This window comes from Stenotrophomonas sp. 2201_Sma, from assembly GCF_056486685.1.
In genome coordinates, this window is the sequence record NZ_CM151329.1 from 2,032,394 (window position 1) to 2,057,574 (window position 25,181).

21 protein-coding genes and 1 pseudogene are annotated in these 25,181 nt (G+C 67.7%); 14 read left to right on the forward strand and 8 right to left on the reverse strand.

What is annotated here, in order from left to right:
• The first annotated feature begins 8 nt into the window (after window positions 1–8).
• Window positions 9–1,898, forward strand: coding sequence for a DUF7844 domain-containing protein (locus ACZLIF_RS09560; protein ID WP_128988698.1), 1,890 nt, complete (start codon window positions 9–11; stop codon window positions 1,896–1,898).
• Here the strand turns inward: ACZLIF_RS09560 and ACZLIF_RS09565 are convergent.
• Both ACZLIF_RS09565 and ACZLIF_RS09570 read right to left on the reverse strand, forming a co-directional pair.
• A complete protein-coding gene (locus tag ACZLIF_RS09565) occupies window positions 1,876–2,943 on the reverse strand; it encodes an ATP-binding protein (protein WP_053519504.1) in 1,068 nt (355 codons plus the stop codon). The genes ACZLIF_RS09560 and ACZLIF_RS09565 overlap by 23 nt on opposite strands.
• Window positions 2,943–3,659, reverse strand: a complete 717-nt coding sequence (locus ACZLIF_RS09570) for a response regulator (protein WP_180876004.1) — start codon at window positions 3,657–3,659, stop codon at window positions 2,943–2,945. The genes ACZLIF_RS09565 and ACZLIF_RS09570 overlap by 1 nt, the downstream gene beginning before the upstream one ends.
• Before the next feature lie 129 nt (window positions 3,660–3,788).
• On the opposite strand from ACZLIF_RS09570, the gene ACZLIF_RS09575 reads away from it, so the two are divergent.
• From ACZLIF_RS09575 to ACZLIF_RS09590, 4 genes are all read left to right on the forward strand, one after another.
• Window positions 3,789–4,937: an efflux RND transporter periplasmic adaptor subunit gene (locus ACZLIF_RS09575; RefSeq protein WP_128988700.1), complete on the forward strand. Its 1,149-nt coding sequence runs from the start codon at window positions 3,789–3,791 to the stop codon at window positions 4,935–4,937.
• 36 nt (window positions 4,938–4,973) lie between these two features.
• On the forward strand, window positions 4,974–8,117 hold the full coding sequence (locus tag ACZLIF_RS09580) for a multidrug efflux RND transporter permease subunit (RefSeq protein ID WP_128988702.1): 3,144 nt from the start codon (window positions 4,974–4,976) through the stop codon (window positions 8,115–8,117).
• Window positions 8,104–8,496, forward strand: a complete 393-nt coding sequence (locus tag ACZLIF_RS09585) for a nuclear transport factor 2 family protein (protein WP_478462575.1) — start codon at window positions 8,104–8,106, stop codon at window positions 8,494–8,496. The genes ACZLIF_RS09580 and ACZLIF_RS09585 overlap by 14 nt, the downstream gene beginning before the upstream one ends.
• Window positions 8,497–8,578: 82 nt before the next feature.
• Entirely contained in the window at window positions 8,579–9,277 is a 699-nt protein-coding gene (locus ACZLIF_RS09590; protein WP_128988704.1) for an MliC family protein, read from the forward strand.
• Between the two features lie 53 nt (window positions 9,278–9,330).
• On the opposite strand, the gene yeiP is transcribed toward ACZLIF_RS09590, so the two are convergent.
• From yeiP to ACZLIF_RS09615, 5 genes and pseudogenes are all read right to left on the reverse strand, one after another.
• Window positions 9,331–9,897 carry an elongation factor P-like protein YeiP gene (gene yeiP, locus ACZLIF_RS09595; RefSeq protein ID WP_005409468.1) on the reverse strand — a complete coding sequence of 189 codons (567 nt, stop codon included), beginning with the start codon at window positions 9,895–9,897 and terminating at the stop codon, window positions 9,331–9,333.
• 48 nt (window positions 9,898–9,945) lie between these two features.
• Entirely contained in the window at window positions 9,946–10,716 is a 771-nt protein-coding gene (locus ACZLIF_RS09600; RefSeq protein ID WP_128988706.1) for an SDR family oxidoreductase, read from the reverse strand.
• A 103-nt stretch (window positions 10,717–10,819) separates the two neighbouring features.
• Complete coding sequence (locus ACZLIF_RS09605) at window positions 10,820–11,713, reverse strand: hydroxymethylglutaryl-CoA lyase (RefSeq protein ID WP_128988708.1); 894 nt, start codon at window positions 11,711–11,713, stop codon at window positions 10,820–10,822.
• Between the two features lie 44 nt (window positions 11,714–11,757).
• Window positions 11,758–11,934, reverse strand: a pseudogene (locus ACZLIF_RS09610) (VOC family protein); the annotation flags it as partial.
• Between the two features lie 2 nt (window positions 11,935–11,936).
• On the reverse strand, window positions 11,937–12,725 hold the full coding sequence (locus ACZLIF_RS09615; protein WP_053519513.1) for an enoyl-CoA hydratase/isomerase family protein: 789 nt from the start codon (window positions 12,723–12,725) through the stop codon (window positions 11,937–11,939).
• Between the two features lie 119 nt (window positions 12,726–12,844).
• Between ACZLIF_RS09615 and ACZLIF_RS09620 the strand changes: the two genes are divergently transcribed.
• The 3 genes from ACZLIF_RS09620 to ACZLIF_RS09630 are packed head-to-tail and all read left to right on the forward strand — an operon-like array spanning window position 12,845 to window position 15,212.
• Window positions 12,845–13,099, forward strand: a complete 255-nt coding sequence (locus ACZLIF_RS09620) for a FeoA family protein (protein ID WP_053519514.1) — start codon at window positions 12,845–12,847, stop codon at window positions 13,097–13,099.
• A complete protein-coding gene (gene feoB / locus ACZLIF_RS09625; protein ID WP_065175604.1) occupies window positions 13,096–14,958 on the forward strand; it encodes a ferrous iron transport protein B in 1,863 nt (620 codons plus the stop codon). Before ACZLIF_RS09620 ends, feoB begins: the two co-directional genes overlap by 4 nt.
• Window positions 14,958–15,212: a DUF6587 family protein gene (locus ACZLIF_RS09630; RefSeq protein WP_128988714.1), complete on the forward strand. Its 255-nt coding sequence runs from the start codon at window positions 14,958–14,960 to the stop codon at window positions 15,210–15,212. The genes feoB and ACZLIF_RS09630 overlap by 1 nt, the downstream gene beginning before the upstream one ends.
• A 42-nt stretch (window positions 15,213–15,254) precedes the next feature.
• Here ACZLIF_RS09630 and ACZLIF_RS09635 read toward each other — a convergent pair whose 3' ends face one another.
• Entirely contained in the window at window positions 15,255–16,037 is a 783-nt protein-coding gene (locus ACZLIF_RS09635; RefSeq protein WP_459061967.1) for a 3-oxoacyl-ACP reductase, read from the reverse strand.
• A 116-nt stretch (window positions 16,038–16,153) separates the two neighbouring features.
• Here ACZLIF_RS09635 and ACZLIF_RS09640 point away from each other — a divergent pair, with 116 nt between their 5' ends.
• The 6 genes from ACZLIF_RS09640 to recJ all read left to right on the forward strand — a co-directional run bounded on the left by ACZLIF_RS09640 (window position 16,154) and on the right by recJ (window position 25,012).
• Window positions 16,154–16,837: a 4-hydroxy-tetrahydrodipicolinate reductase gene (locus ACZLIF_RS09640; RefSeq protein WP_478462629.1), complete on the forward strand. Its 684-nt coding sequence runs from the start codon at window positions 16,154–16,156 to the stop codon at window positions 16,835–16,837.
• Window positions 16,838–17,163: 326 nt separating this feature from the next.
• Window positions 17,164–18,291, forward strand: coding sequence for a glutamine-hydrolyzing carbamoyl-phosphate synthase small subunit (gene carA / locus ACZLIF_RS09645; RefSeq protein ID WP_053519346.1), 1,128 nt, complete (start codon window positions 17,164–17,166; stop codon window positions 18,289–18,291).
• Window positions 18,292–18,441: 150 nt separating this feature from the next.
• On the forward strand, window positions 18,442–21,684 hold the full coding sequence (carB, locus tag ACZLIF_RS09650; RefSeq protein ID WP_053519344.1) for a carbamoyl-phosphate synthase large subunit: 3,243 nt from the start codon (window positions 18,442–18,444) through the stop codon (window positions 21,682–21,684).
• A gap of 8 nt (window positions 21,685–21,692) precedes the next feature.
• The gene (gene greA, locus ACZLIF_RS09655) at window positions 21,693–22,157 is read left to right on the forward strand and encodes a transcription elongation factor GreA (RefSeq protein ID WP_026347191.1); all 465 of its coding nucleotides are present in this window, start codon (window positions 21,693–21,695) and stop codon (window positions 22,155–22,157) included.
• A 4-nt stretch (window positions 22,158–22,161) separates the two neighbouring features.
• Window positions 22,162–23,079 carry a phosphoglycerate mutase gene (locus ACZLIF_RS09660; protein WP_128988718.1) on the forward strand — a complete coding sequence of 306 codons (918 nt, stop codon included), beginning with the start codon at window positions 22,162–22,164 and terminating at the stop codon, window positions 23,077–23,079.
• 175 nt (window positions 23,080–23,254) lie between these two features.
• Entirely contained in the window at window positions 23,255–25,012 is a 1,758-nt protein-coding gene (gene recJ / locus ACZLIF_RS09665; protein WP_111186466.1) for a single-stranded-DNA-specific exonuclease RecJ, read from the forward strand.
• Window positions 25,013–25,181 lie beyond the last annotated feature (169 nt).

A 25,181-nucleotide genomic window follows, 5' to 3' on the forward strand; every position in this document is an offset into this window, starting at 1 on the left:
CGGGCCGCATGCCGCCCGCGGTTTCGCTTGCCGTGGCGCCGGCCGATGCACGGCTGAACGTCCAGCGTAAGCGGGCAGCAGCAGATGCCGGGCGCGACCCGGCGCTGTACAAGCGCGCCCTGCATGCAGGATGGGGTATCGCATTGGCGTGGCTGGCGATACCGGTGGCGCATGCGACCGACCGCCTGCAGCTGGACCCCGCAGGCCTGGACCCAACACAACAACGGCTGGCCCGGCAGACCCTGGCCGACGTGCAGTCGCTGCTGCCCGAGGGGCTGCTGCGCGCGTTGCCGCCGCAGGTGCAGGTGCGCTGGAGTGAGGCCCTGCCGGCCGATGTGCACGGTCGGGCCTTTGGCGGACGCGTGTCGATGCGTCGCGACCTGCTGGATGAGGAGGTGCCTGGCGCCCGCCGCGCGCGACGCAGCGCGCTGGTGCACGAACTGGCCCACGTTGCCGACCGCAACGGTGCAGGCTGGTCGCGCAGCGCGCGCTGGCGCGATCTGTCCGGCTGGCAGCGCAGGCCGTGGCATCTGGGCCGCGGTGACAATGATTTCCGTGACCGCAGCCCGGATCCCTACGAGCTGACGGATGCGGCCGAGTACCTGGCAGTGAATGCCGAGCATTTCGTGCTCGATGGTGCGTTCGCCTGCCGCCGTCCAGCCCTGGCGCAGTGGTACCGGGCGCATTTCGGCACGCCGCCATCGCTGCCACGCCCGCACTGTGAGGCAACCCTCCCATTGCTGCAGGCCGAAGCGGAGGAGGGGGCAGCCTCGTTGCTGCAGCTGGATCCCGCGCGCGTCTATGCGGTGGACTACCTGTTTGCTGAAGGCAGCCGGCAGCCGATGAGCCGCTGGGGCCACAGCATGCTGCGGCTGGTCATCTGCCGGCCGGGCCGGACGCCGGGACCGGCGTGCCGACTGGATCTCGAACATCACCGCGTACTGTCCTTCCGCGCGTTCGTGGGTGATGTGCAGATTTCCAACTGGCGTGGCCTGACCGGCGACTATCCGTCGCGCTTGTTCGTGCTGCCGCTGCAGCAGGTGGTGGATGAATACACCAAGGTCGAGCTGCGTGGCCTGCAGTCGCTGCCCCTGCGCCTGCAGCGCGAAGAAATCGCCAGCCTGCTGGAACGCACCGCGCAGGTGCATTGGACCTATGACGGACGCTACTACTTCGTCAGCAACAACTGCGCGGTGGAGACTGCGAAACTGCTGCAGGCCGGCGTGCCCCGGCTCGGCCAGGCCGGGCTCGCCCAGCTCACCCCGCGGGGACTGCGGCGTCGGCTGGCACGGCTGCATGTTCTGGACGACCAGGTACTGGCGGATCGGGCGGGTGCGCAGGCCCAGGGGTATTACTTCGCCTCCGCGCGTGATCATTACCAGCAGCTTTTTTCCGTGGCTGCCACCCAGCTCGCCTTGCCGGCGCGCGACGTGCGCGCATGGCTGAATCTGCCCGCGCGCGAGCGCGGCCCCTGGCTGCTGCAGGGTGATCTGCGCGCAAGTGCTGGACTGCTGCTGCTGGAACAGGCCGCGCAGCGACGCGCGGAGCTGCGCGCGCGTGACGTGCTGAAGCGTAGTCTGCTGGCGGCGCCGGAGAGCGCTGAAGCACGCAGTCTGCGCGAACTGCTGGACCTGAGCGGGCAGTGGCTGCGTCCCGGGGAGCTGCTGGCGGACGGCGGCTACGGCTTGCCGCTGCCTGAGGAGCAGGTACTGCTGGCCGACCGCGTTGCGCTGGCCAGCGCCCAGGCGGTGCCGGCGTGGCGAACCCTGCGCATGCAGCTGCGGCAGCAGCTGCCGGCATCGCAGCGGGGGGAACTCGATGACATCGACGCGAACCTGGTGGCGCTGGGTGAGCGCCTGCGACGGCAGGCGACGCCTACTGGCGCGGCAGTTCGATGACGAAGCGGCTGCCGCCGCTGCCACCGGGCGCGCAGTAGACCTTTCCGCCATGTGCATCGGCGATGGCCTTGACCACGGCCAGGCCCAGGCCGCTGCCACCACCCTGGCGCGAACGTGAACCGTCGGCGCGCATGAAGGGGCTGAAGATGTCCGCGTGCAGTGCCGGATCGATGCCGGGGCCCTCATCCTCGATGGCAACCTGCACGTGCCCCGGGGTGTCATGCACGGCGATCCGCACCCGGCCCGGGCTGGCGTAGCGGCGTGCGTTCTCCAGCAACGCAAGAAGCGCCTGCCGCAGGCGGGTCGGATCGCAGTGGGCGTTGTGCTCCTCGCGGCTGGTCTCCAGTTCCAGCACGAAGCCGGCCGCGCGGAACTGGGGATCGACCAGGGTCATCACCGAGTGCACTTCGGCCACCACATCGGTACGGGCGCGGCGCACGTCCAGCCGGGCGTTGTCCGCCAGGCTCAGCACGCGCAGATCCTCGATCAGCCGCGACAGCCCTTCCACCTGCGCCAGCAGGCTGCGGAACTGCGATTCGTCGGGGTGGAACACGCCTTCGGCCAGGCCCTGCAGGCGACCACGCAGGATGGTGACCGGCGTGCGCAGTTCGTGGGCGATGGCGGCGTGCCACATCATCCGTTCGCTTTCCATGTGCTGCAGGCGGCGCGCCATCGCGTTGAAGTCGTCGACCAGCGCGGCGACCTCGCCGGGAGAGTTGCCGTCGGCGCTGGCGCGTGCGCCCAGGTCGCCGCTGGCCAGCGCGCGCACGCTGTCGACCAGCGAATTCAACGGGGACAGGATACGGTGGGCGAGGCGGAACGATGCGGCGATCGCAAGGGCCAGCCCGGTCAGGATGACACCGACCATCCAGGCCAGTTCGGGTCCGGTGGGCAGCCAGCTTTCCGGCTCGACCGTACTGGCCGGCGAAAACTCGACCAGCACCGCATACAGCAGCCAGGACGAGAGGATCATCATCACAATGACACCGATCACCATCAGCGACATCGAGACGACGATGTGCCGGCTGAGCCCGGACCGGCGCATCAGCGGTCGGCCATCAGGCGGTAACCGACGCCGCGCACGCTGGCCGGGATGTTGACCATGCCCACGTCGTCCAGCTTGCGGCGCAGCTTGCTGACATGGCTGTCGACCGTGCGCTCCAGCGCTTCACTCTCAGGCAGGCATTCATGCATCAGTTCGCTGCGGCTGAAGATGCGGGTCGGTGCCAGGGCCATGCAGTGCAGCAGCTTGAACTCGGTCAGCGTCAGCAGGACTTCATGGCTGTAGCCATCGCCTTCCACATGCACGGCATGGGTTGCCGGATCGATCAGCAGCTGCCCGATGCGCAGTGCCGCCGGTGCATCCACGCGTGAGGATCTGAGCGTCCGCCGCAGCACCGCGCGCACGCGCGCAGCCACCTCGGCCGGGTTGAACGGCTTGACCACGTAGTCGTCGGCGCCCATGCGCAGCGCGGTCAGCTTGTCCAGGTCCTGGTCGAGTGCGGTCAGCATGATCACCGGCGTTTCCCCGCGCTGGCGCAGCTGGCTCAGCACGCTCCATCCGTCCAGCCGCGGCAGTTGTACATCCAGCAGGACCAGGTCCGGACGCATGTTGCGGTGCAGGTCCAGTGCACTGTGGCCGTCGCCGGCGCGCAGGGTGCGCAGGCCCTCACGTTCAAGATAGGCAGTGAGGATGTCGGCGATCTCGGCCTCGTCCTCCACGATCAGGACCAGGGCGGCGAGGGCGGTGGAGGCGTGCATGCGTGGATCAGGCCATAAGGTGCTTGCCTCCATCGTATCTCCACACTTCCTCCATCGAAACCCCATCATCGCCGCGCAGACTGCGCGCTTCATGACCTATCCGCCGCGCCCGCGGCATTGTGCACAGCAATGAGAACCTTCAGGACTCCGGCCGCGTTGATCGCGGTCCTCGCCTTGGCCATGACGGCCTGTTCCTCCCCCGAAGCCAGCCCCGAACCCGCACCGCGCGTGAGTGTGGTCACCGTCGGCCCACAGGTCGTGCAGCGCGACGATGAGCTGCCGGGCCGCGTGACGGCCGTGCGTACCGCACAGATCCGTGCGCAGGTCGGCGGCATCGTGCAGCGTCGCCTGTTCGAGCAGGGGGCCGAAGTCACCGCCGGGCAGGCGTTGTTCCAGATCGATCCGGCAGCCTTCCGTGCGGACGTCGATTCGGCGCTGGCGGCCCTGCAGCGCAGCGAGGCGGCGCTTGCCCGCAGCCGTGTGCAGTCGCAGCGGCTGCATGCCCTGGCGGCGGCGCAGGCCGTCAGCCAGCAGCATCGCGACGATGCGAGCGCCGAGTACGAGCAGGCGCGCGCCGCGGTGAATGAAGCCCGGGCGATTCTTGCCCGCCGCCAGCTGGACCTGCGCTATGCGACGGTCAGCGCGCCGATCACCGGTCGCATCGATCAGGCATGGGTGACCGAGGGCGCGCTGGTCGGCGTGACCGATGCCGAGCCGATGGCAGTGGTGCAGCAGATCGACCAGGTCTACGTGGATGTTCGCCAGCCTGCGTCCCAGCTGGAGTCGCTGCAGCGCAGCGCCTCCAGCGGTGGACAGTCGTCGGTGGCGATCATCGGCCCGGCGGGCAGGCCGTTGTCGGAACGTGGCGAGCTGCTGTTCTCCGGCATCAGCGTCGATGCGCGTACGGGCGATGTGATGCTGCGCATCCTGGTGAACAACCCGCAGCGCCAGCTGCTGCCCGGAATGTACGTGCGGGCGAGAGTGCCGCGCGGTGCCCCGTCCAGTGCGCTGGTGCTGCCGCAGCAGGCCGTGCTGCGCAGTGCCGGTGGCCAGGCCTATGCCTGGGTGGTCGGCAGTGACGGCAAGGCGGTGATCCGCACGCTGGAGATCGATGGCAGCGTGGATCGGCAGTGGCTGGTCCGGCATGGCCTGAAGGCGGGCGAGAAGGTGGTCGTCGAAGGCCAGGAGCGCCTGCAGGAAGGCGTGGTGGTCCAGATGCACGACTGGTCACGGCCCGTCGCCATTGCCGGGGCTGCACCGTCAGGTCGTCAGGGCTGAGTCCGCCAGGACCCGGCCGATCCAGGAAAATCCAACATGACACGTTTCTTCATCGATCGCCCGGTGTTCGCCTGGGTGCTGGCGATCTTCATCATCCTTGCCGGTGTCCTGGCGATTCCGCGGTTGGCCGTGGAGCGCTACCCGGCCGTCGCTCCGCCCAGTGTCAGCATCTATGCGAGCTATCCAGGCGCAAGCCCGCAGACATTGAACGATGCGGTGGTCGCGCTGATCGAGCGCGAACTGTCCAGCGTCAAGCACCTGCTGTACTTCGAATCGTCGGTGGATACCTCCGGGGAGGCGTCGATCACGGCGACCTTCCAGCCGGGAACCAACCCCGAACTGGCCCAGGTCGATGTGCAGAACCGGATCAAGGCGATCGAGCCGCGGCTGCCGCGCAGCGTGCGCCAGAACGGGCTGTACGTGGAGGCGGCCGATTCCGGTTTCCTGATGCTGGTCGGCCTGCGTTCGCCGGATGCCAGCGTCAGCGAGGCCGCGCTGGGTGACTTCATGGCGCGCAACATCATCGAGGAACTGCGCCGCATCGACGGTGTCGGTCGCGTGCAACTGTTCGGCGCGGAGCAGGCGATGCGCGTCTGGCTCGATCCGACGCGGCTGACCGGGTATGGCCTGACCATGGGCGACGTGGCCAGCGCCATCGAGCAGCAGAACCTGGAAATCGCACCGGGTCGCATCGGCGACTCCCCCGGCCTGCCCGGCCAGCGCCTGACCGTGCCGCTGAGCGCCGATGGCCAGCTGTCCACGCCGGCGCAGTTCGCGTCGATCGTGCTGCGTGCGCGTGCGGATGGCTCGCGGGTGCTGCTGGGTGACGTCGCCCGGGTCGAACTGGGGGCGCAGAGCTACGCCTGGGGTACCCGTGAGGATGGTCAGCCTGCGACCGCCGCGGGCGTCCAGCTGCGGCCCGGTGCGAACGCCGTACGCACTGCCGCAGCGGTGCGCGAAAGGATGGCCGAGCTGGCGCCGCTGCTGCCGCGTGGCGTGGAGTCGAGCATTCCGTTCGATACCGCGCCTTTTGTCAGCATCTCGATCCGCAAGGTGGTGCAGACACTGCTGGAGGCCATGCTGCTGGTGTTCGCGGTGATGTACCTGTTCCTGCAGAACTGGCGCTATACGCTGATACCTGCCGTGGTCGCGCCGATCGCGCTGCTGGGTACGTTCGCGGCGATGCTGGCGCTGGGATTCTCGATCAACGTCCTCACCATGTTCGGCATGGTGCTGGCGATCGGCATCATCGTCGATGATGCGATCGTGGTGGTCGAAGGCGTGGAACGGATCATGGCCGAGGAGGGGTTGCCACCCCGCGAGGCGACGATCAAGGCAATGCGCGAACTGACTGGCGCGGTGATCGGCATCACCCTGGTACTGACCGCGGTGTTCATTCCGATGGCGTTCGCCAGTGGTTCGGTAGGCGCGATCTACCGTCAGTTCACCGTGGCAATGTCGGTATCGATCCTGTTCTCCGCGCTGCTGGCGCTCAGCCTGACGCCTGCACTGTGCGCCACGCTGCTGCGCGGGAACACACGCGGGCATCATGGCCGCAGTGGCCTGTTCGGCACCTTCAACCGCGGCTTCGAGCGGATGACCGGCCGCTACCAGCGTGGCGTGGCCGCTGTGCTGCAGCGAAGCGGGCGCGTGATGGCGGTGTTCGTCGCACTGGTGGCAGCGCTTCTGCTGGGCCTGAACGGGTTGCCCGGGGCATTCCTGCCGGAGGAGGACCAGGGGTACTTCATGACCTCGATCCAGCTGCCGGCCGAGGCGACCACCGAGCGCACGCTTGCCGTCGTTGAAGCGTACGAACGTCACGTGGCCTCGCGCCCCGGCGTGGCATCCAACCAGTCGATCCTGGGGTACAGCTTCTCCGGCTCGGGGCCGAGTGCTGCACTGGCCTACACGATGCTGAAGGATTGGGGGGAGCGTGCCGGTGCGACGGCTGCCGGCGAGGTGGAGGCGGTACGGAAGGCGATGTCGACGCTGGTCGAGGGCGAAGTCATGAGCGTGATGCCGCCGGCCATCGACAGCCTCGGCCGCTCATCAGGCTTCTCGCTGGCGCTGCAGGCGCGGACCGGGCAGACCCAGGCCGAGCTGCGCGCTGCCCTCCAGCAGCTGCTGCAGCTGGCCCAGGCCAGCACACTGCTGTCCGATGTGCATGCCGATGGAATGCCCGCAGGTACCAGCGTCCGGCTTGACATCGATCGCGCCAAGGCCGAGGCGATGGGCGTGGCGTTCAGCGAGATCAGCGGAACGCTGTCGGCGGCAATGGGCTCGCAATACGTCAACGACTTTCCGAACAAGGGACGGCTGCAGCAGGTCATCGTCCAGGCCGATGCGCCGTATCGGATGGAGCTGGGCGACGTGCTCAAGCTGTATGTCCGCAACAGCGAAGGGGGCATGGTGGCGCTGTCGGAGCTGGTCGATCCGCAGTGGACGGAAGCGCCCCTGCAGCTGCAGCGCTATCTCGGCTTCCCGGCATTGAATCTGTCCGGCGCGCCCGCGTCGGGCGTTTCCACCGGGCAGGCGATGGACGAGATGGAGCGCCTGGCCCGGCAGCTGCCGGCGGGCTTCGCGCTGCAGTGGACCAGTCAATCGCTGCAGGAGCGCGAGTCTGGCGCACAGGCCCCGTGGTTGCTGCTGCTGTCGATGCTGGTGGTATTCCTGGTCCTGGCGGCGCTGTACGAGAGCTGGTCCATACCAATGGCGGTGATGCTGGTGGTGCCGCTGGGTCTGCTGGGAGCCGTGGCGGCGGTGCTGCTGCGGGGCATGCCCAATGACGTGTTCTTCAAGGTCGGCATGATCACGGTGATCGGCCTGTCGGCGAAGAACGCGATCCTGATCGTCGAGTTCGCGCGACAGCTGCAGCAGCAGGGACGCGGGCTGGTGGAAGCGGCCGTGGAGGCAGCGCGCCTGCGCCTGCGACCCATCGTGATGACGTCGCTGGCGTTCGCGCTCGGCGTGGTGCCCCTGATGGTGGCGCAGGGTGCCTCGAAGGAAACACAGCAGGCAATCGGTACCGGTGTGTTCGGTGGCATGGTCAGCGCGACCGTGCTCGCGGTGTTCTTCGTGCCGGTGTTCTATGTGGTGGTGCAGGGGGTGCGGCAACGGATCGCGCGGCGCCTGCGCAGGCGCCGGCCACTGCCGGAAGGATCTGTGGATGGGAACGGATAACGGTAAAACGCTGCACGACGTACAGCTGAAAGCGCTGGAACGGCGCCTGTGCCAGGCCCTGATCGAGGGTGATCGGCAGGCACTGTCGCTGCTGTTGTCGCCGGCGATGTTCATGATGGATGGCGATGGCGGGCGTCTGTTTGATCTGCCCTGGCTGGATGACTGGTTGGGCGGGCACCTGCAGGTGCGGGCGCTGCATCTGCAGGCGGTGGACACCCTGCTGTGCGGTCGGCTGGCGCTGCTGTCCAGCCCGGTGCAGATGGTGGTCGTCCGGCACGGGCAGGAGCAGGCATTGCGGGTGCGTCTGTTGCGGGTCTGGGCCTGTAGTTCCGGCGGGGAGGGCGCGCAGCTGCTGTCGATGACGGTGCTCGCGGCGTGAACGCGATCACATCGGTTTCAGCGCCGGCTCATCGCCGGATGATAGGGTGGTTTTTTCAGTACGGTCGACAAGGAGTCGAGTCATGCGTGTAGTTTCCAGTCTGTCGACGGCTTCGCTGGCCCTGGTGCTGGCGGCCTGCCAGCCCTCGACGCCGCCTGCCGCAGCAGGTGGCACGGCTGACCCGGCGCCGCCGGAGCCGCAGCCGCTGTCCACGAACTCGACCGCCAGCCAGACGGCCTATCAGTGTGGCGATCTGGCCGTGCGTGCGACGTTCAACGGCGAGGACGCAGCCACCGTGGTGATCGGGGATCGCACGTTCGCCATGACCTCCGAGCGTGCTGCTTCGGGGGCGAAGTACGGCGACGGGCAGGGCAACAGTTTCTGGACGAAGGGCCACGATGACGGGCTGCTCAGCCTGAAGGGCGAAGCGGACCGCGAGTGCCGCGCTATGGAGGCCACGGAGGGCGACGGCCGTGCCGGTGCTGCCGCGTTCAGGGCGACCGGCAACGAACCGGGCTGGCTGGCGGTGGTCGACGGTGACACGCCGGGCCTGCAGGTGCAGGTCGATTATGGCCAGCGGCACTTCGACGTGGGCGCGCCCAACCGGGGGGCGGACGGGTGGAGTGGCAAGGCTGCGGACGGTACCGACATCAAGCTCACCTTCCAGCGCACGACGTGCACGGACGACATGAGCGGCGAGCCGTTCGAGGCGAAGGCGATGCTGACCGTCGGCACGCGCCAGTACCATGGGTGTGGCAATTTCGGCGCCAGGCAGCCGTAAGCTGGTCGGCAGAGCCGAGCGGGGCTCGGCTCTGCCAGGCGCGTGCGGTCAGCTCAGTCCGCGCGGCCTGCGAACTCGCCGGTGGCAGTGTTCACCAGCACGCGTTCGCCATTGACGATGTACTCCGGCACCATGATCTCGATACCGGTATTGAGCTTGGCCGGCTTGGGACGCTTGGTGGCGGTGCCGCCCTTCAGTTCCGGCGGGGTCTCGATCACTTCCAGCACCACCGAGGCCGGCAACTGGATGGCCACCGGCTGCTCGTCGATCACCTGCACGTAGATGCCGGTCAGGCCATCGGTGATGTAGCCGGCGTCGTCGCCGATGACGTCCGCATCCAGGGTGTAGGGGGTGTAGTCCTCGTCATCGAGGAAGACGAACGCATCGCCATCCTTGTACGAATAGGTGGACTGGCGGCGCAGCAGTTCGACCTCGACCAGATTGTCGTCGGCATCGAAGCTGGCATCGAGCTTGTTGCCGCCCGGCACGCTGTACATGATGAAGCGGAAGCGGACGTTGCCGCCCCGGCCCTGCGGGGAGCTGCGCTCGATGTCGCGGATCTGGTAGACGCCGTTGTTGTACTCGACGACGTTGCCCTTCTTGATGTCGTTGGCTTTCATGGTGATCTGGGTCGTTGGGGGTGGACGCCGTCCCGGCGCCCGGGGGAATCACTTCGGAGCGAGGCGGGTAGCGCCGTCCAGGCGGATGGTCTCGCCATTGAGGTAGGTGTTGCCGAGGATGAAGCCGACCAGGCTGGCGAAATCCTCCGGCTTGCCCAGCCGCGACGGGAACGGGATCGAGGCGGCAAGCGACTGCTGTACGGCTTCGGGCATGCCATCGACCATCGGTGTCCAGAACACGCCCGGGGCGATGGTGTTGACGCGGATGCCGAAGCGCGAGAGCTCGCGGGCCATCGGCAGCGTCATCGACACCACACCGCCCTTGCTGGCGGCGTACGCGGCCTGGCCGATCTGGCCCTCATAGGCGGCGATGCTGGCGGTGTTGATGATGACACCGCGTTCGCCATCGGCGCCGGCCTCGTTGTGCTGCATGCGGTTGGCGGCGGCCTTGGCCACGTTGAAGCTGCCGACCAGGTTGACCATCACCGTGCCCTGGAAGCCGGCCAGCGGCATCGGGCCTTCCTTGCCGAGCACACGGCCCGCGCCGAGGATGCCGGCGCAGTTCATCGCCACGTTGAGGCCGCCGAGGAAATCGTGGGCCTGGTCGATGGCCGCCGCCACGGCAGCTTCATCACTGACGTTGACGTTGAAATAGCGGGCGTTGTCGGCACCCAGCGCGGCGACGGCGGCGCTGCCTTTGTCGTCGTTGAGGTCGAACAGGGCCACCTTGCCGCCTTGGGCGACGAGGTGCTCGGCCACGGCCAGGCCAAGGCCGGAAACGCCGCCGGTGATCACGGCACGTACGGAAGACAGCTGCATTGCACGGTCCTGCAGGTTCGAGAACCGCCGATTCTAACGGAAGCCACGACCGCTGCCGTTGTGCACCGCGCCGCCCGGAGCCCGGGCGACGCGCCCTGATGGATCAGACGGCCGCGAGCGCCTGGCCGGTGCGGCTGGCGGTCGCACGCCCGAGCAGGCCGGCCAGCCAACGACCGGTTTCCGCCAGCGCCGGCAGGTCCACCCCGCTGTCCAGGCCAAGGCCCTGCAGCAGATAGACCACGTCCTCGCTGGCGACGTTGCCGCTGGCGCCTTTCGCGTAAGGGCAGCCGCCCGCGCCGGAGACGGCGCTGTCGACCACGCGCACGCCTTCTTCCAGGCAGGTGGCGATGTTGGCAATGGCCTGCCCGTAGGTGTCATGGAAGTGCACGGCCAGCGCGCTCATCGGGATCTCCGCGGCGACTGTCTGCAGCATCGCCCGCGCCTTGCGCGGCGTGCCGACGCCGATCGTGTCGCCCAGCGAGATCTCATAGCAGCCCATCTGGTGCAGGGCGCGCGCCACCCGCACCACATCGGCCAGGGGGACCTCGCCCTGGTAGGGACACCCCAGCACGGTGGAGACATAGCCGCGCACCCGTACGCCATCGGCGGCGGCGCGGCGCAGGATCGGCTCGAAGCGTGCCAGCGACGCGTCGATGCCGGCGTTGGTGTTGGTGCGGTTGAACGCCTCGGATGCGGCCGTGAACACCGCCACTTCCTCCACGCCGACCGCGAGCGCCCGCTCGTAGCCCTGTTCATTCGGTACCAGCACTGGATAGTGGATGCCGGGCCGGCGCTGGATGCCGGCATAGACCTCAGCGGCATCCGCCAGCTGCGGCACCCACTTCGGGCTGACGAAACTGGTCGCTTCGATGCTGCGCAGGCCGGTGGCCGACAGGCGGTTGATCAGCTCGATCTTGTCGGCCGTAGAGACCGGTTGCTTTTCGTTCTGCAGGCCGTCCCGCGGGCCGACCTCGACGATGCGGACGTAGTCGCTCATGCCTCCGTCTCCGCAGCGGGGCGCTGGCAGACCGCCTCGATGTTGTTGCCGATCCAGAAGAACGGCTTGCCATCGCGGCCGAAGCCGACCTGGTCGTGGGTGCCGGTCTGCTCCGCGGTGACTTCCATCACCACGCCGATCTGCAGTGGGGCCAATGCCTGGCTGAAGAACGCCCTGCTGCGCGCCAGGTCGGCGCTGGTCAAACCAAGATGATCGAGCATGTTCAGGCCTCCGTGACCCAATGGGGGGCGCGCTTGTCGAGGAAGGCGCCCAGGCCTTCCTGACCCTCGGCCGAGACCCGCAGGCGCGCGATCAGGGCGGCATTGTCGCGGTCGAGCGCATCGCGGTCATGGCTGTCACGGACCTGCCGGACCAGGCGCTTGGCCGACGCCGAGGCGATCGGGCCGGCCTTGTCGAGCAGGGCCAGCTGGCGCTGCACCGCCTCGTCCAGCCGCTCCGGTTCCACCAGCTGGTGCACCAGGCCGATGCGCAGGGCGGTGTCGGCGTCGAAGTGCTCGCCGGTCGCGAACCAGCGGCGGGCCTGACGCGGCCCGATCGCCTCGATCACGTACGGTGAGATCACGGCCGGCAGCAGGCCAAGGCGGCTTTCGGTCAGGCCGAACCGGGCGCTGGTGCTGGCGATGGCGATGTCGCAGCAGGCGACCAGGCCGACACCCCCGCCGAAGGCGGCACCGTGGACCCGGGCCAGGGTCGGCTTGGGCAGTTCGTCCAGTGTGCGCATCAGGCGCGCCAGGGCCAGCGAATCCTCGCGGTTGTCAGCCTCGCTGGCAGCGGCCATGCCCCGCATCCACTGCAGGTCGGCACCGGCCGAGAAGGATGCGCCGTGGCCGGCCACCACCACCGCGCGCACCGCGTCTTCCCGCCCGGCCGCCTCCAGCGCAGCGGTCAGCCGGGCGATCAGGCCGGCATCGAAGGCGTTGTGCAGCTCCGGCCGGTTCAGCCAGAGGGTGAGGACGGCGCCACTGCGCTCGATCTGCAAAGCATCGTTCATGGGATTCCAGGGTCACTCCATACCTGTATGGATCATAGCGGGCCATTGGTCATGGGCCATGACGCGACGCGGGAATGTTAGAATCGAGAACCATTTACATCCAGCAGAGAACAGGCTAGATGACGCTGTCCGAACTGCCCCTGCATACCTCGGCCGTGGTCGACTCCGTGCAGGACCTGCATGCCAACGATGCCATTGCCCGCCGCCTGCGCGAGCTGGGCTTCGTCAAGGGCGAGGAGGTCCGCCTGGTGGCCAAGGGCCCGCTGGGGGGGGAGCCGTTGCTGGTGCAGGTCGGGTTCACCCGTTTCGCACTGCGTATCAGTGAAGCCAAGCGCGTCGTGATCGACGCTGCCAGCCAGGAAAGACGTGCATGACCGCATCCGCCACTGCCGCCCCCCTGCGCATCGCGCTGGTCGGTAACCCGAACAGCGGCAAGACCGCCCTGTTCAACCAGCTGACCGGCAGCCGGCAGAAGGTCGCCAATTACACCGGCGTGACCGTCGAGCGCAAGGAAGGACGCCTGCGCGCACCCTCCGGCCGCGAGTTCGCCGTGCTTGACCTGCCGGGTGCGTACAGCCTGCACCCGGCGAGCCTGGACGAGGCGATCACCCGCGACCTGTGCCGGGGCTTCTATCCGGGCGAGGCCGCGCCGGACGTGCTGCTGTGCGTGATCGATGCCACCAACCTGCGCCTGCACCTGCGCTTCGCACTGGAACTGCGCGAGTTGGGCAAACCGATGGTGGTGGCGCTGAACATGGTGGATGCGGCCGAGCGCCGTGGCATCCAACTGGACGTGGCAGCGCTGGAGCGCGAGCTGGGCGTGCCGGTGGTCGAGACCGTGGCGGTACGCAAGCAGGGCGCGCGTGCGCTGGTCGAGCGCCTGGACCGCATGGTGCCGCACCTGGATGCGCCGATGCCGCCGGCCGAGGACGGCATCGACTACCACGCCCGGGTACGTGACATCCTGGCGGTGGCCGTGCGCATGCCGGCACGCACCGCGAAGATCGACGACACGCTTGACCGCTGGCTGCTGCATCCGGTGTTCGGACTGGTGACGCTGGTCGTGGTGATGTTCCTGATCTTCCAGGCGGTGTTCGCCTGGGCGACACCGCTGATGGATGGCATCGAGGCCGGCTTCGGCTGGCTGGGCGAGGTGGTCGGTGGCGCGCTGCCGGAGGGGCCGCTGACCAGCCTGCTGACCGACGGCATCATCGCCGGCCTGGGAGGCGTGGTGGTGTTCCTGCCGCAGATCCTGATCCTGTTCGCGTTCATCCTCGCGCTGGAAGAGTCCGGCTACCTGCCACGTGCAGCGTTCCTGCTCGATCGGCTGATGGCCGCGGCCGGCCTGTCGGGGCGTTCGTTCATCCCGCTGCTGTCCAGCTTCGCCTGCGCGGTGCCGGGCATCATGGCCACCCGCAGCATCCAGGATCCACGCGACCGGCTGGCGACGATCCTGGTGGCGCCGCTGATGACCTGTTCGGCCCGCCTGCCGGTGTATGCCCTGCTGATCGCCGCCTTCATTCCCGATGGCAAGGTCGGCATCTTCAACCAGCAGGGCCTGGTGCTGTTCGGACTGTACGTGGCCGGCATCCTCAGCGCGCTGGCGATGTCGTGGGTCATGAAGAAGTGGCGCCGCGACAAGAGCGAGCATCCGTTGATGCTGGAGCTGCCCTCGTACCGTATTCCGCATCCGCGTGATCTGGCAGTCGGCCTGTATGAGCGCGGCATGATCTTCCTGCGGCGCGTGGGCGGCATCATCCTGGCGTTGACCGTGCTGCTGTGGTTCCTGCTGTCGTTCCCCGGTGCGCCCGCCGACGCCACGCTGCCGGCCATCGATTACAGCTACGCCGGCCGCATCGGCCATGCGATGACCGCGGTTTTCGCTCCGCTGGGTTTCAACTGGCAGATCTGCATCGCACTGATTCCGGGCCTGGCCGCGCGTGAAGTGGCGGTTTCCTCGCTGGCGACAGTGTACGCGCTGTCCGCGGCCGACGACGATGCGGCGATCTCGGCGCTCACGCCGGTGGTGGCCGATGGCTGGTCGCTGGCCACGGGCCTGTCGCTGCTGGTGTGGTTCATCTATGCGCCGATGTGCATCTCCACGCTGGCCACCATCAAGCGTGAGACCAACTCGTGGAAGAAGATGGGTTTCGCGGCGTTCTACCTGTTCGCAGCGGCCTACGTTGCAGCGCTGATCACCTACCAGGTGACCGTGGCGCTGGGAGGCGGCTGATGGACGCAGGACTGCTGCTCCAGTACCTGCTCGTTGCGCTGGCCGTGCTGGTCAGCGCGTGGGTCGTACTGAAAAAGCAGTTCCCCGGCACCGTGCGCAGGATGCGCGGTGCCTTGGCACTGGCGCTGCTCAAGCCCGGCCGCGCCGGCTGGCTGCAGGCGCTGGGCCGCAGGATCGCGCCGCCTGTCAGTGGCAGCGGCGGTGCCTGTGGTGGCTGCGACAGCTGCGGGCCGACGCCGCCGAAGCAGCACTGACGATGGCGGGAGAGAGCGGGGGCTGCTGCGCTCGCCGAAGCGTCAATCCCGCACCAGCCCACCGTCCACCACCAGATTCTGGCCGGTGACCGCGCGCGCCCAGGGGCTGGCGAAGAACAGCGCGGCGTCGGCGAACTCGGCCGGCGTGGTCACGCTGCGCAGTGGCGTGTTGGCGGCGATGTAATCGAACACCGCCTGCGGTGTCGCCGCGCTGGCATCGGTGCTGCGCAGCAGGCCGCCGGACAGCATGTTGACGGTGATGCCCTGCGGCCCCAGGTCGCCGGCCAAGGTGCGGGTCAGCGAAAGCAGGGCGGCTTTGGCGGCCGTGTAGTCGTGATAGGGCACCACCGGGTTCTGGAACAGATTGGTGCCGATGTTGATGATGCGGCCGAAACCGCGCGCCTGCATGCCGGGCAGGGCGGCCTGCACGGTGTTGAGCGCGCCGCGCACGCTGCCTTCGAACTGCGCCTGGAACGCCGGCCAGCCAATGTCGGCAGCGCCGTCGCGCGCATCACCATTGAAGGAGAAGTCGGCCAATGCATTGTTGACCACAGTGGTCACGCCCTGGCCGAAATGCGCCAGCGCCTGCTGCAGGAGTGCCTCGATCTGGCCCCGGTCGGTGACGTCGGCGCGGAGCGCGAGTGCCTGCCCGCCCAGCTCTACCGCCAGCGCACGTGCGGCCGTCTCGCTGCGGTGGTAGTTGATGATGATCCGGGCACCCTGCGCGGCGAATGCGCGGGCGATATGCTGGCCGAGGCCGCGGCCAGCGCCGGTGACCAGTACCAGCTGTTCGCTGATCTGCATGGGAAATGCGGTCCATTGCATGAAGAGTCCTGCAGCGTAGCAGCGATGATGCTTGCCGGACCGGGCATGCTGCCGCTAGCCTGCGGGGCATGAACCAGACTCCCCTGCGATTGCTCATTCACGGCGCTTCCGGGCGCATGGGCCAGGCCCTGCTGCGGCTGGCCGCCGATCATCCCGAAACCCTGCAGATCGTGGCAGCGGTGACCGGCCGCGCGCCGGCCCAGCGGGTGGTCGACGGAGTGCCGTTCTTTGCCGCCAGCGAGCTGGCAGGGGCGCCGGCATTCGATGTGGCCATCGACTTCAGCCTGCCGGAAGGCTTCGATGCGATGCTGGCCCTGTGCGTTGAACGCGGCGCAGGCCTGGTATCGGGTACCACCGGCATCTCCAGTGCGCAGCGCCAGGCGCTGGACGCCGCCGCGGCGCGCATTCCGCTGGTGTGGGCTTCGAACTTCAGCCTCGGTGTCGCGGTGCTGGACGAGCTGGTCGAGCGCGCTGCGCAGGCCCTGTCGGGCTGGGACTGCGACATCGTGGAATCGCACCATACGCAGAAGAAGGATGCGCCCTCGGGAACGGCACTGACCCTGGGCGCAGCCGCGCAGCGGGGTGGGGCGGATCCGCAGTACGCCAGCCTGCGGGCCGGCGATATCGTGGGTGAGCATCTGGTGCAGTTCACCGGCCTGGGCGAGCGCATCGAACTGGTCCACCGGGCGACCAACCGCGACATCTTCGCCCGCGGTGCGCTGTTTGCCGCCCGCCAGCTGCAGGGGCGGGCGCCCGGGAGCTACCGGGTGCGCGACCTGCTGGACACCCCGGCGGGCTGATTCACGGGGTCGGATCCCTTTCCAACGGAAAGGGATCTGACCCCTCGCCGCGATTGGGATCAGAGCCCTTTTCCCGCATGAAAAGGGATCCGACCCCGGCCATCGCGCTTTGCACACGCGGGCGTATTGAAATGAATACGCAGTCGCCTGTTCATGAAACGATTCAACCGCTGGCGCGAGCGCTCCGGCAGCGCTACAATTCGCACTCGCCGAATCACCAAAGCCGGACCGGTCCTGAACCGCACGTCCGCGCTTTTTTGCAACCGGATTTCCGTGAAGCACAGGCGTGACTTCGGCACCCCCTCGGTAGCCAAAGTGAGATTTCCGTGACCCAAGCCGCAATCCTCGTCCTCGAAGACGGCACCGTATTCGAGGGCGAATCCGTAGGCGCGCCCGGCCTGTCCGTCGGTGAAGTGGTGTTCAACACCGCCATGACCGGTTACCAGGAAGTGCTGACCGATCCGTCCTACGCCCGGCAGATGGTCACGCTGACCTATCCGCATATTGGCAACACCGGCATGACCGACCAGGACGACGAAGCCTCCAAGGTGTGGTCGGCCGGCCTGATCGTGCGCGATGTGCCGCGCCGCCCCAGCAACTGGCGCAGCCAGGTGTCGCTGCAGGACTGGCTGATCCAGCGTGGCGTGGTGGCGATCGCTGGCATCGATACCCGCAAGCTCACCCGCATCCTGCGCGAGAACGGTGCCCAGAACGGTGCGCTGATGGCAGGTGACATCGATGTTGAGAAGGCGCTGGAAGCCGCCCGCAAGTTCCCGGGCCTGAAGGGCATGGATCTGGCCAAGGTCGTCACTACCGAGAAGACCTATGTCTGGACCGAGGGCCAGCTGGACCTGGATGCCAACGCCTTCGTCAGCGTGCCGGCCCGCTTCAAGGTCGTGGCCTACGATTTCGGCGTGAAGACCAACATCCTGCGCATGCTGGCCGAACGCGGCTGCGAAGTGACCGTGGTGCCGGCGCAGACCCCGGCGGCTGAAGTGCTGGCGCTGAAGCCCGACGGTGTCTTCCTGTCCAATGGCCCGGGTGACCCGGAGCCGTGCGATTACGCGATCGCCGCGATCAAGACCTTCATCGACGTGAAGATTCCGACCTTCGGCATCTGCCTGGGCCACCAGCTGCTGGGCCTGGCCTCGGGCGCGCAGACCGTCAAGATGGGCCATGGCCACCATGGTGCGAACCATCCGGTGCAGGACCTGGACAGTGGCCGGGTGATGATCACCTCGCAGAACCATGGTTTCGCGGTCGATGAAGCCACCCTGCCGGCGACGCTGCGCGTGACCCACCGGTCGCTGTTCGATGGCACCAACCAGGGCATCGCACGCACCGATGTGCCGGCGTTCTCCTTCCAGGGCCATCCGGAAGCGTCGCCGGGCCCGCACGACGTCGGTCCGCTGTTCGACCGTTTCGTGACCCTGATGGAACAGGCCAAGGCGTGATCCGCAGGCCACCGGCCACCGGTGGCACCGCGATGGACCGTAAGCCCCCGCATTGCTGCTGCCTCCCGGCGCGGCGCTGCGGATCGAGATTCCTGATCGACAGCGTGCGATCACTCCCCCTTGTCACGCTGTACTGACTTAGAGAAGAAAATGCCCAAGCGCACTGACCTAAAGACCATCCTCATCATCGGTGCCGGCCCGATCGTCATCGGCCAGGCCTGCGAGTTCGACTACTCCGGCGCCCAGGCCTGCAAGGCCCTGCGCGACGAGGGTTACCGCGTGGTGCTGGTCAACAGCAACCCGGCCACGATCATGACCGACCCGGAGATGGCCGACGCCGTCTACATCGAGCCGATCAACTGGCAGACGGTCGAGAAGATCATCGCCAAGGAGAAGCCCGACGCGCTGCTGCCGACCATGGGGGGACAGACCGCGCTGAACTGCGCGCTGGACCTGGCCGACAACGGCGTGCTGGAGAAGTACAACGTCGAGCTGATCGGTGCCAAGCGCGAAGCGATCCGCATGGCCGAAGACCGCGAGCTGTTCCGCGTGGCGATGGGCGAGATCGGCCTGGAGTGCCCGACCGCCGCCGTCGCTCACACGCTGGACGAAGCGCTGGAGATCCAGACCCGCGTCGGTTACCCGACCATCATCCGTCCGAGCTTCACCCTGGGCGGCAGTGGCGGTGGTATCGCCTACAACCGCGAAGAGCTGGTGGAAATCGTCAGCCGCGGCCTGGAACTGTCGCCGACCACCGAAGTGCTGGTGGAAGAGTCGGTGCTGGGCTGGAAGGAATTCGAGATGGAGGTGGTGCGTGACACCGCCGACAACTGCATCATCGTCTGCTCGATCGAGAATCTCGATCCGATGGGCGTGCACACCGGTGACTCGATCACCGTGGCCCCGGCGCAGACCCTGACCGACAAGGAGTACCAGCGCCTGCGCGATGCCTCCATCGCCGTGCTGCGCAAGATCGGCGTCGATACCGGCGGCTCCAACGTGCAGTTCGGCATCAACCCGAAGACCGGCCGCGTGGTCGTCATCGAGATGAATCCGCGCGTGTCGCGCTCCTCGGCGCTGGCCTCCAAGGCCACCGGCTTCCCGATCGCGAAGGTGGCCGCCAAGCTGGCCGTGGGCTACACCCTGGACGAACTGAAGAACGAGATCACCGGTGGCCTGACCCCGGCGTCGTTCGAGCCGTCCATCGACTACGTGGTCACCAAGATCCCGCGCTTCGCCTTCGAGAAGTTCCCGGCCGCCGATGCGCGCCTGACCACCCAGATGAAGTCGGTGGGCGAAGTCATGGCGATGGGTCGCACCTTCCAGGAATCGGTACAGAAGGCGCTGCGTGGCCTGGAAACCGGCAAGGTCGGCTTCGACCCGACCGGCCTGGACCTGGCCAACGAGGAAGACCTGCAGACCCTGCGCCGCGAGCTGAAGGCACCGGGTCCGGAGCGCCTGTTCTACGTGGCCGACGCGTTCCGCGCCGGCATGAGCGTGGAAGAGATCCATGCGCTGTCGTTCATCGACCACTGGTTCCTGGACCAGATCGAGGAAATCATCGCTGCCGAAGGTGAAGTCGCTGCCGATGGCATCGATGCACTGGACGCCGCCCGCCTGCGCAGGCTCAAGCGTGCCGGTTTCTCCGACGCCCGCTTGGCCCAGCTGACCGGCACCAACGAAGCGGCCATCCGTGCGCTGCGTCGTGCCCACAAGGTGCGCCCGGTCTACAAGCGCGTGGACTCCTGTGCTGCCGAGTTCGCCACCGGCACCGCCTACCTGTACTCGACCTACGAGGACGAGTGCGAGGCCGCGCCGAGCAATCGCGACAAGATCATGATCCTGGGCGGCGGTCCGAACCGCATCGGCCAGGGCATCGAGTTCGACTACTGCTGCGTGCATGCGGCGCTGGCGCTGCGCGAGGATGGTTATGAAACCATCATGGTCAACTGCAACCCGGAAACCGTTTCGACCGACTACGACACCTCCGACCGCCTGTACTTCGAGCCGCTGACGCTGGAAGACGTGCTGGAGATCGTCGAGCTGGAACAGCCGAAGGGCGTGATCGTGCAGTACGGCGGGCAGACGCCGCTGAAGCTGGCCCGCGCGCTGGAAGCCAATGGCGTGCCGGTGATCGGCACCAGCCCGGACTCCATCGACCTGGCCGAGGACCGCGAGCGTTTCCAGCAGCTGGTGGACAAGCTGGGCCTGAAGCAGCCGCCGAACCGTATCGCCCGCAACGACCAGGAAGCCCTGCTGCTGGCCCGCGAGATCGGCTACCCGCTGGTGGTGCGTCCGAGCTACGTGCTCGGTGGCCGTGCGATGGAGATCGTGTACGGCGAAGCCGATCTGGCCCGCTACGTGCGTGATGCGGTGAAGGTGTCCAACGATTCGCCGGTGCTGCTGGACCGCTTCCTCGACAACGCTGTCGAGTGCGATGTCGACATCATCGCCGACAAGGATGGCAACGTGCTGATCGGTGGCGTGATGGAGCACATCGAAGAAGCCGGCGTGCACTCGGGCGACTCCTCGTGCTCGCTGCCACCGTACTCGCTGTCGGCCGAGACCCAGGCCGAGCTGCGTCGCCAGGTGGTGGAGCTGGCCAAGGCGCTGAACGTGGTGGGCCTGATGAACACCCAGTTCGCGATCCAGACCAGCGACGAGGGCGACGACACCGTCTACCTGCTTGAAGTGAACCCGCGTGCCTCGCGCACGGTGCCGTTCGTGTCCAAGGCCACCGGCATGCCGCTGGCCAAGATCGCCGCACGCTGCATGGCCGGCAAGACCCTGGCCGAGCAGGGCGCGACCGAAGAGATCGTGCCGGACTACTACTCGGTGAAGGAAGCGATCTTCCCGTTCGCCAAGTTCCAGGGCGTCGATCCGATCCTCGGGCCGGAAATGCGGTCCACCGGCGAGGTGATGGGCGTCGGTCGCAGCTTCAACGCCGCCTTCGCACGCGCGCAGGAAGCCGGCGGCATCAAGGCCCCGCCGATCGGCAAGGCCTTCGTGTCGGTGCGCGACCCGGACAAGAAGCGCGTGCTGCCGGTCGCCAAGGCGCTGCTGGCGCGCGGCTACAGCCTGGTGGCCACCCGTGGCACCGCCGCCTGGCTGCAGCAGCATGGCATGCAGTGCGAGATCATCAACAAGGTGGTCGAGGGTCGTCCGCACATCGTCGATTCGATCAAGAACGGCGAGATCGTCTACATCGTCAACACGACCGAAGGTCGCTCGGCGATCAACGACTCGTTCTCGATCCGTCGCGAGGCGCTGCAGCACCGCGTCACCTACTCGACCACCATTGCCGGCGCCAAGGCGCTGGTGGATTCACTGGAATTCCGCGGCACCGGCCCCGTCTGGTCGCTGCAGGAGCTGCACAAGGAGTTGAATGCATGAGAGCCCCCATCACGATGAAGGGCGCGCAGAAGCTGCGCGACGAACTGGATCACCTGAAGTCGGTCAAGCGGCCGAAGGTGATCGCCGCGATCGCCGAAGCGCGTGAGCATGGCGACCTGAAGGAGAATGCCGAGTACCACGCCGCGCGCGAGGAACAGGGCTTCATCGAAGGCCGCATCAAGCAGCTGGAAGGCGAGCTGTCGCACGCCGAGATCATCGACGTGAGCAAGCTCAATGCCGGCTCCAAGGTGGTGTTCGGCGCCAGCGTGACCCTGGCCGACGTGGAAACCGACGAAGAGAAGAAGTACCAGATCGTGGGTGACCTCGAAGCGGATATCAAGCTGGGGTTGATCGCGATTTCCTCGCCGGTGGCGCGCGCGATGATCGGCAAGCTGGAAGGCGATTCGATCGTGATCGACGCCCCGGCTGGGCAGCGCGAGTACGAGATCGTCAGCGTCAGCTACGTGGACTGAGCACGTGGCGACGGCGACCCTGCTGTTGCCCGCACGCAGCCGCTTTGCCGCGGCTGCGCTGCCGGACGATGTGGCACGTGCGCTCGGCCGTGCCACAGCGGTGCAGGTCGAGCCGGGTGAACGGGCGCAGCTGATGCGCCATTTCACGGTCGCCGCGCCGCACTGGCCGGTGGCCGCGCTGACCCGCCAGCGTGACGTGGGCGATGCGGCCGGTGCCAGCTGGCTGCGCGCCGATCCGGCCTGCATGGTGCCGGACATGCATGGCGCGCGGATGATGGCCTACGGCGAAACCCTGCGACCAACCCTGGCAGACAGCCTCGCCCTGCTGCCGGTGCTGCAGCCGTTGTTCGCCGAGGCCGGCTTCGTGCTCGACGCGCCTGATCCGTCGCGCTGGTATCTGCGGCTGCCGATCGATACCGCACTGCCGGCGTTCGACGGTCCCGACGAGGTGCTCGGCGATGACCTGTTCTCGCACCTGCCGGAAGGCGAGGGCGGCCGCCGCTGGCGGGCGCTGATGACCGAGGCGCAGGTGCTGCTGCACAACCACTCCTGGAACCAGCAGCGCGCCGCGCAGGGCCAGCAGCCGATCAATTCGCTGTGGTTCTGGGGCGGTGGCGTGATGCCGGTGTCGGTCAGCACGGTGCATGCGCAGGTGCGCAGCCGCGATGCGCTGCTGCAGAGCCTGGCGCAGGCCGCTGGCGTGGCGGTGGATGGTGAGCAGGCTGTCGATGCGCTGGTTGACCTGCGCCAGCTGCGTTCGCTGCAGCAGTTGGGCAACGAGGCGATCCGCCCGCTGCTGGCCGCGTTGAAGCGTGGCGAACTGCAGCGGCTGGTGCTCGATTTCGAGGACGGCCTGCAGTTCCAGCTGGACCGCGGCCAGCGCTGGCAGTTCTGGAAGAAGCCGCGCCAGCTGCACGACTGAGCGGGGACTCGGCCGAGCGGGGTCGGATCCGTTTCCCGTCGGGGAACGGCTCTGCCCCCGATTGTATGCCGGGGTTGCCGCCAGCGGCCGGCATTACCGCAGGTGCCGGGCGCAATCCCGCCAGCCTCTCCCACGCGCGGTATCATCCCTCTGTCTTTCGTAACCGGCGATGCCGATGTCCCTTGCCGCCGATCCAGCGCTGCCGTCTTCCGATACGCCGACAATCCGACGCCGTGAGGCAGCTACGCCGGCTGCATGGCCGGAGGGAACGCTGCCACTGCTTGCACGTCTCTATGCCAGCCGTGGCGCGGGGACGCCGGAACTGGCGCTGCCGAAGCTGGGCAATCTGCATGCCCCCGAACTGCTGACCGGCATCGACGCTGCGGTCGACCTGCTGGTCGAGGCCATCGCCAATGACAAGCGCATCCTGGTGGTCGGCGATTTCGACTGTGATGGCGCTACCGCCTGTGCGGTCGGCGTGCGCGGCCTGCGCATGCTCGGCGCGCAGCATGTCTTCCACGCGGTGCCGAACCGCATGGTGCATGGCTACGGCCTGTCGCCGTCCCTGGTGGAGGAACTGGCCGCGCTGCAGCCGGACCTGCTGGTCACCGTCGACCACGGCATTGCATGCCATGCCGGCGTCGCGGCCGCAAAGGCGCGTGGCTGGCAGGTGCTGGTCACCGACCATCATCTGCCGGGCCCGCAGTTGCCTGCGGCCGACGTGATCGTCGATCCGAACCTGGATGGCGACGCATTTCCCAGCAAGTCGCTGGCCGGTGTCGGCGTGATCTTCTACGTGCTGATGGCGCTGCGCCGGCGGATGCGCGAGGCCGGCGTGTTCGCCGATGGCAAGGGCCCGGACCTGACCACGCTGCTGGACCTGGTGGCGGTCGGCACCGTCGCCGACCTGGTGGCGCTGGATCCGAACAACCGCGCACTGGTCAGTGCGGGCCTGCGCAGATTGCGTTCGGGGCAGGGCTGTGTCGGCCTGAAGGCGCTGATCGAAGCCAGTGGGCGCGACGCGGCGCGGCTGACCGCGACCGACATCGGCTTCGCCCTGGGCCCACGCCTGAATGCCGCCGGTCGGCTGGAAGACATGGCGCTAGGCATCGCGCTGCTGCTGACCGAGGACCCGCGGCAGGCGCGGGAGATCGCGCAGACGCTGGAGCAGATCAATGCGGAACGCCGCGCCGTGCAGCAGTCGATGACCGACGATGCCGAGCAGGCGCTGACCCGAGTTGTGCTGGACATGGCCGGGCAGCGGCCGGTGGCGGCGTGCCTGTTCGATGCCGAGTGGCATCCGGGCGTGGTCGGTCTGGTGGCCTCGAAGATGAAGGATCGCCTGCACCGACCGGTGATCGCCTTCGCGCCGGCCGAGCCCGGTGCCGACACCCTGCGTGGCTCCGCGCGTTCGATTCCGGGCCTGCATATCCGTGACGCGCTGGCATTGGTCGATTCACGACATCCCGGCCTGATCGAACGCTTCGGCGGTCACGCCATGGCGGCCGGCCTCAGCCTGCGGCTCGATCATGTCGACGCCTTCAAGGCGGCCTTCGTTGCCGTCGTGCTGGAGATGCTCGACCCAGCGGCACTTCAACAGCAGGTGCTCAGCGACGGCGAACTGGCAGCGGACGAGCTCGACCATCGCCATGCCGATGCGCTGCGCCTGGCCGGTCCTTGGGGGCAGGGCTTCCCGGAGCCGCTGTTCGATGGCCATTTCGAGGTGGCCAACTGGCGCGTGCTGAAGGAACGCCACCTCAAGCTGGAACTGCGCCTGCCTGGCGTGCCTGGCACGATCAACGCGATCCATTTTGGCGGCTGGCACGGCAATGCGCCGAGCCGCCATGTGCATCTGGCCTACCGGCTGGCCTGCGACGACTATCGCGGTGGTAGCGCCATCCAGCTGATTGTCGAGCATTGCCTGCCGGCGTGAGGCAGCGTTCGCGCACTCCCGCCGGGGCCAGCGTTGGCGACGGGGTCGCGGGGAAGGAAATGTGAGGAAATTCGCAGTTCCTTGAATTTCCTTAATGAATTCATCTCTTTATCCAGAGGCAAAAGCGTCAAAAAGCTGGCGCATGTCACCTGCCGGTGGCAAAGTCGGG

Bases quoted from the DNA above. Each gene is read 5' to 3' on its own strand.
- ACZLIF_RS09560 (WP_128988698.1), top strand. From the start codon at position 9: ATGCCGCCCGCGGTTTCGCTTGCCGTGGCGCCGGCCGATGCACGGCTG.
- ACZLIF_RS09565 (WP_053519504.1), bottom strand. From the start codon at position 2,943: ATGCGCCGGTCCGGGCTCAGCCGGCACATCGTCGTCTCGATGTCGCTG.
- ACZLIF_RS09570 (WP_180876004.1), bottom strand. From the start codon at position 3,659: ATGCACGCCTCCACCGCCCTCGCCGCCCTGGTCCTGATCGTGGAGGAC.
- ACZLIF_RS09575 (WP_128988700.1), top strand. From the start codon at position 3,789: ATGAGAACCTTCAGGACTCCGGCCGCGTTGATCGCGGTCCTCGCCTTG.
- ACZLIF_RS09580 (WP_128988702.1), top strand. From the start codon at position 4,974: ATGACACGTTTCTTCATCGATCGCCCGGTGTTCGCCTGGGTGCTGGCG.
- ACZLIF_RS09585 (WP_478462575.1), top strand. From the start codon at position 8,104: ATGGGAACGGATAACGGTAAAACGCTGCACGACGTACAGCTGAAAGCG.
- ACZLIF_RS09590 (WP_128988704.1), top strand. From the start codon at position 8,579: ATGCGTGTAGTTTCCAGTCTGTCGACGGCTTCGCTGGCCCTGGTGCTG.
- yeiP (WP_005409468.1), bottom strand. From the start codon at position 9,897: ATGAAAGCCAACGACATCAAGAAGGGCAACGTCGTCGAGTACAACAAC.
- ACZLIF_RS09600 (WP_128988706.1), bottom strand. From the start codon at position 10,716: ATGCAGCTGTCTTCCGTACGTGCCGTGATCACCGGCGGCGTTTCCGGC.
- ACZLIF_RS09605 (WP_128988708.1), bottom strand. From the start codon at position 11,713: ATGAGCGACTACGTCCGCATCGTCGAGGTCGGCCCGCGGGACGGCCTG.
- ACZLIF_RS09615 (WP_053519513.1), bottom strand. From the start codon at position 12,725: ATGAACGATGCTTTGCAGATCGAGCGCAGTGGCGCCGTCCTCACCCTC.
- ACZLIF_RS09620 (WP_053519514.1), top strand. From the start codon at position 12,845: ATGACGCTGTCCGAACTGCCCCTGCATACCTCGGCCGTGGTCGACTCC.
- feoB (WP_065175604.1), top strand. From the start codon at position 13,096: ATGACCGCATCCGCCACTGCCGCCCCCCTGCGCATCGCGCTGGTCGGT.
- ACZLIF_RS09630 (WP_128988714.1), top strand. From the start codon at position 14,958: ATGGACGCAGGACTGCTGCTCCAGTACCTGCTCGTTGCGCTGGCCGTG.
- ACZLIF_RS09635 (WP_459061967.1), bottom strand. From the start codon at position 16,037: ATGCAATGGACCGCATTTCCCATGCAGATCAGCGAACAGCTGGTACTG.
- ACZLIF_RS09640 (WP_478462629.1), top strand. From the start codon at position 16,154: ATGGGCCAGGCCCTGCTGCGGCTGGCCGCCGATCATCCCGAAACCCTG.
- carB (WP_053519344.1), top strand. From the start codon at position 18,442: ATGCCCAAGCGCACTGACCTAAAGACCATCCTCATCATCGGTGCCGGC.
- recJ (WP_111186466.1), top strand. From the start codon at position 23,255: ATGTCCCTTGCCGCCGATCCAGCGCTGCCGTCTTCCGATACGCCGACA.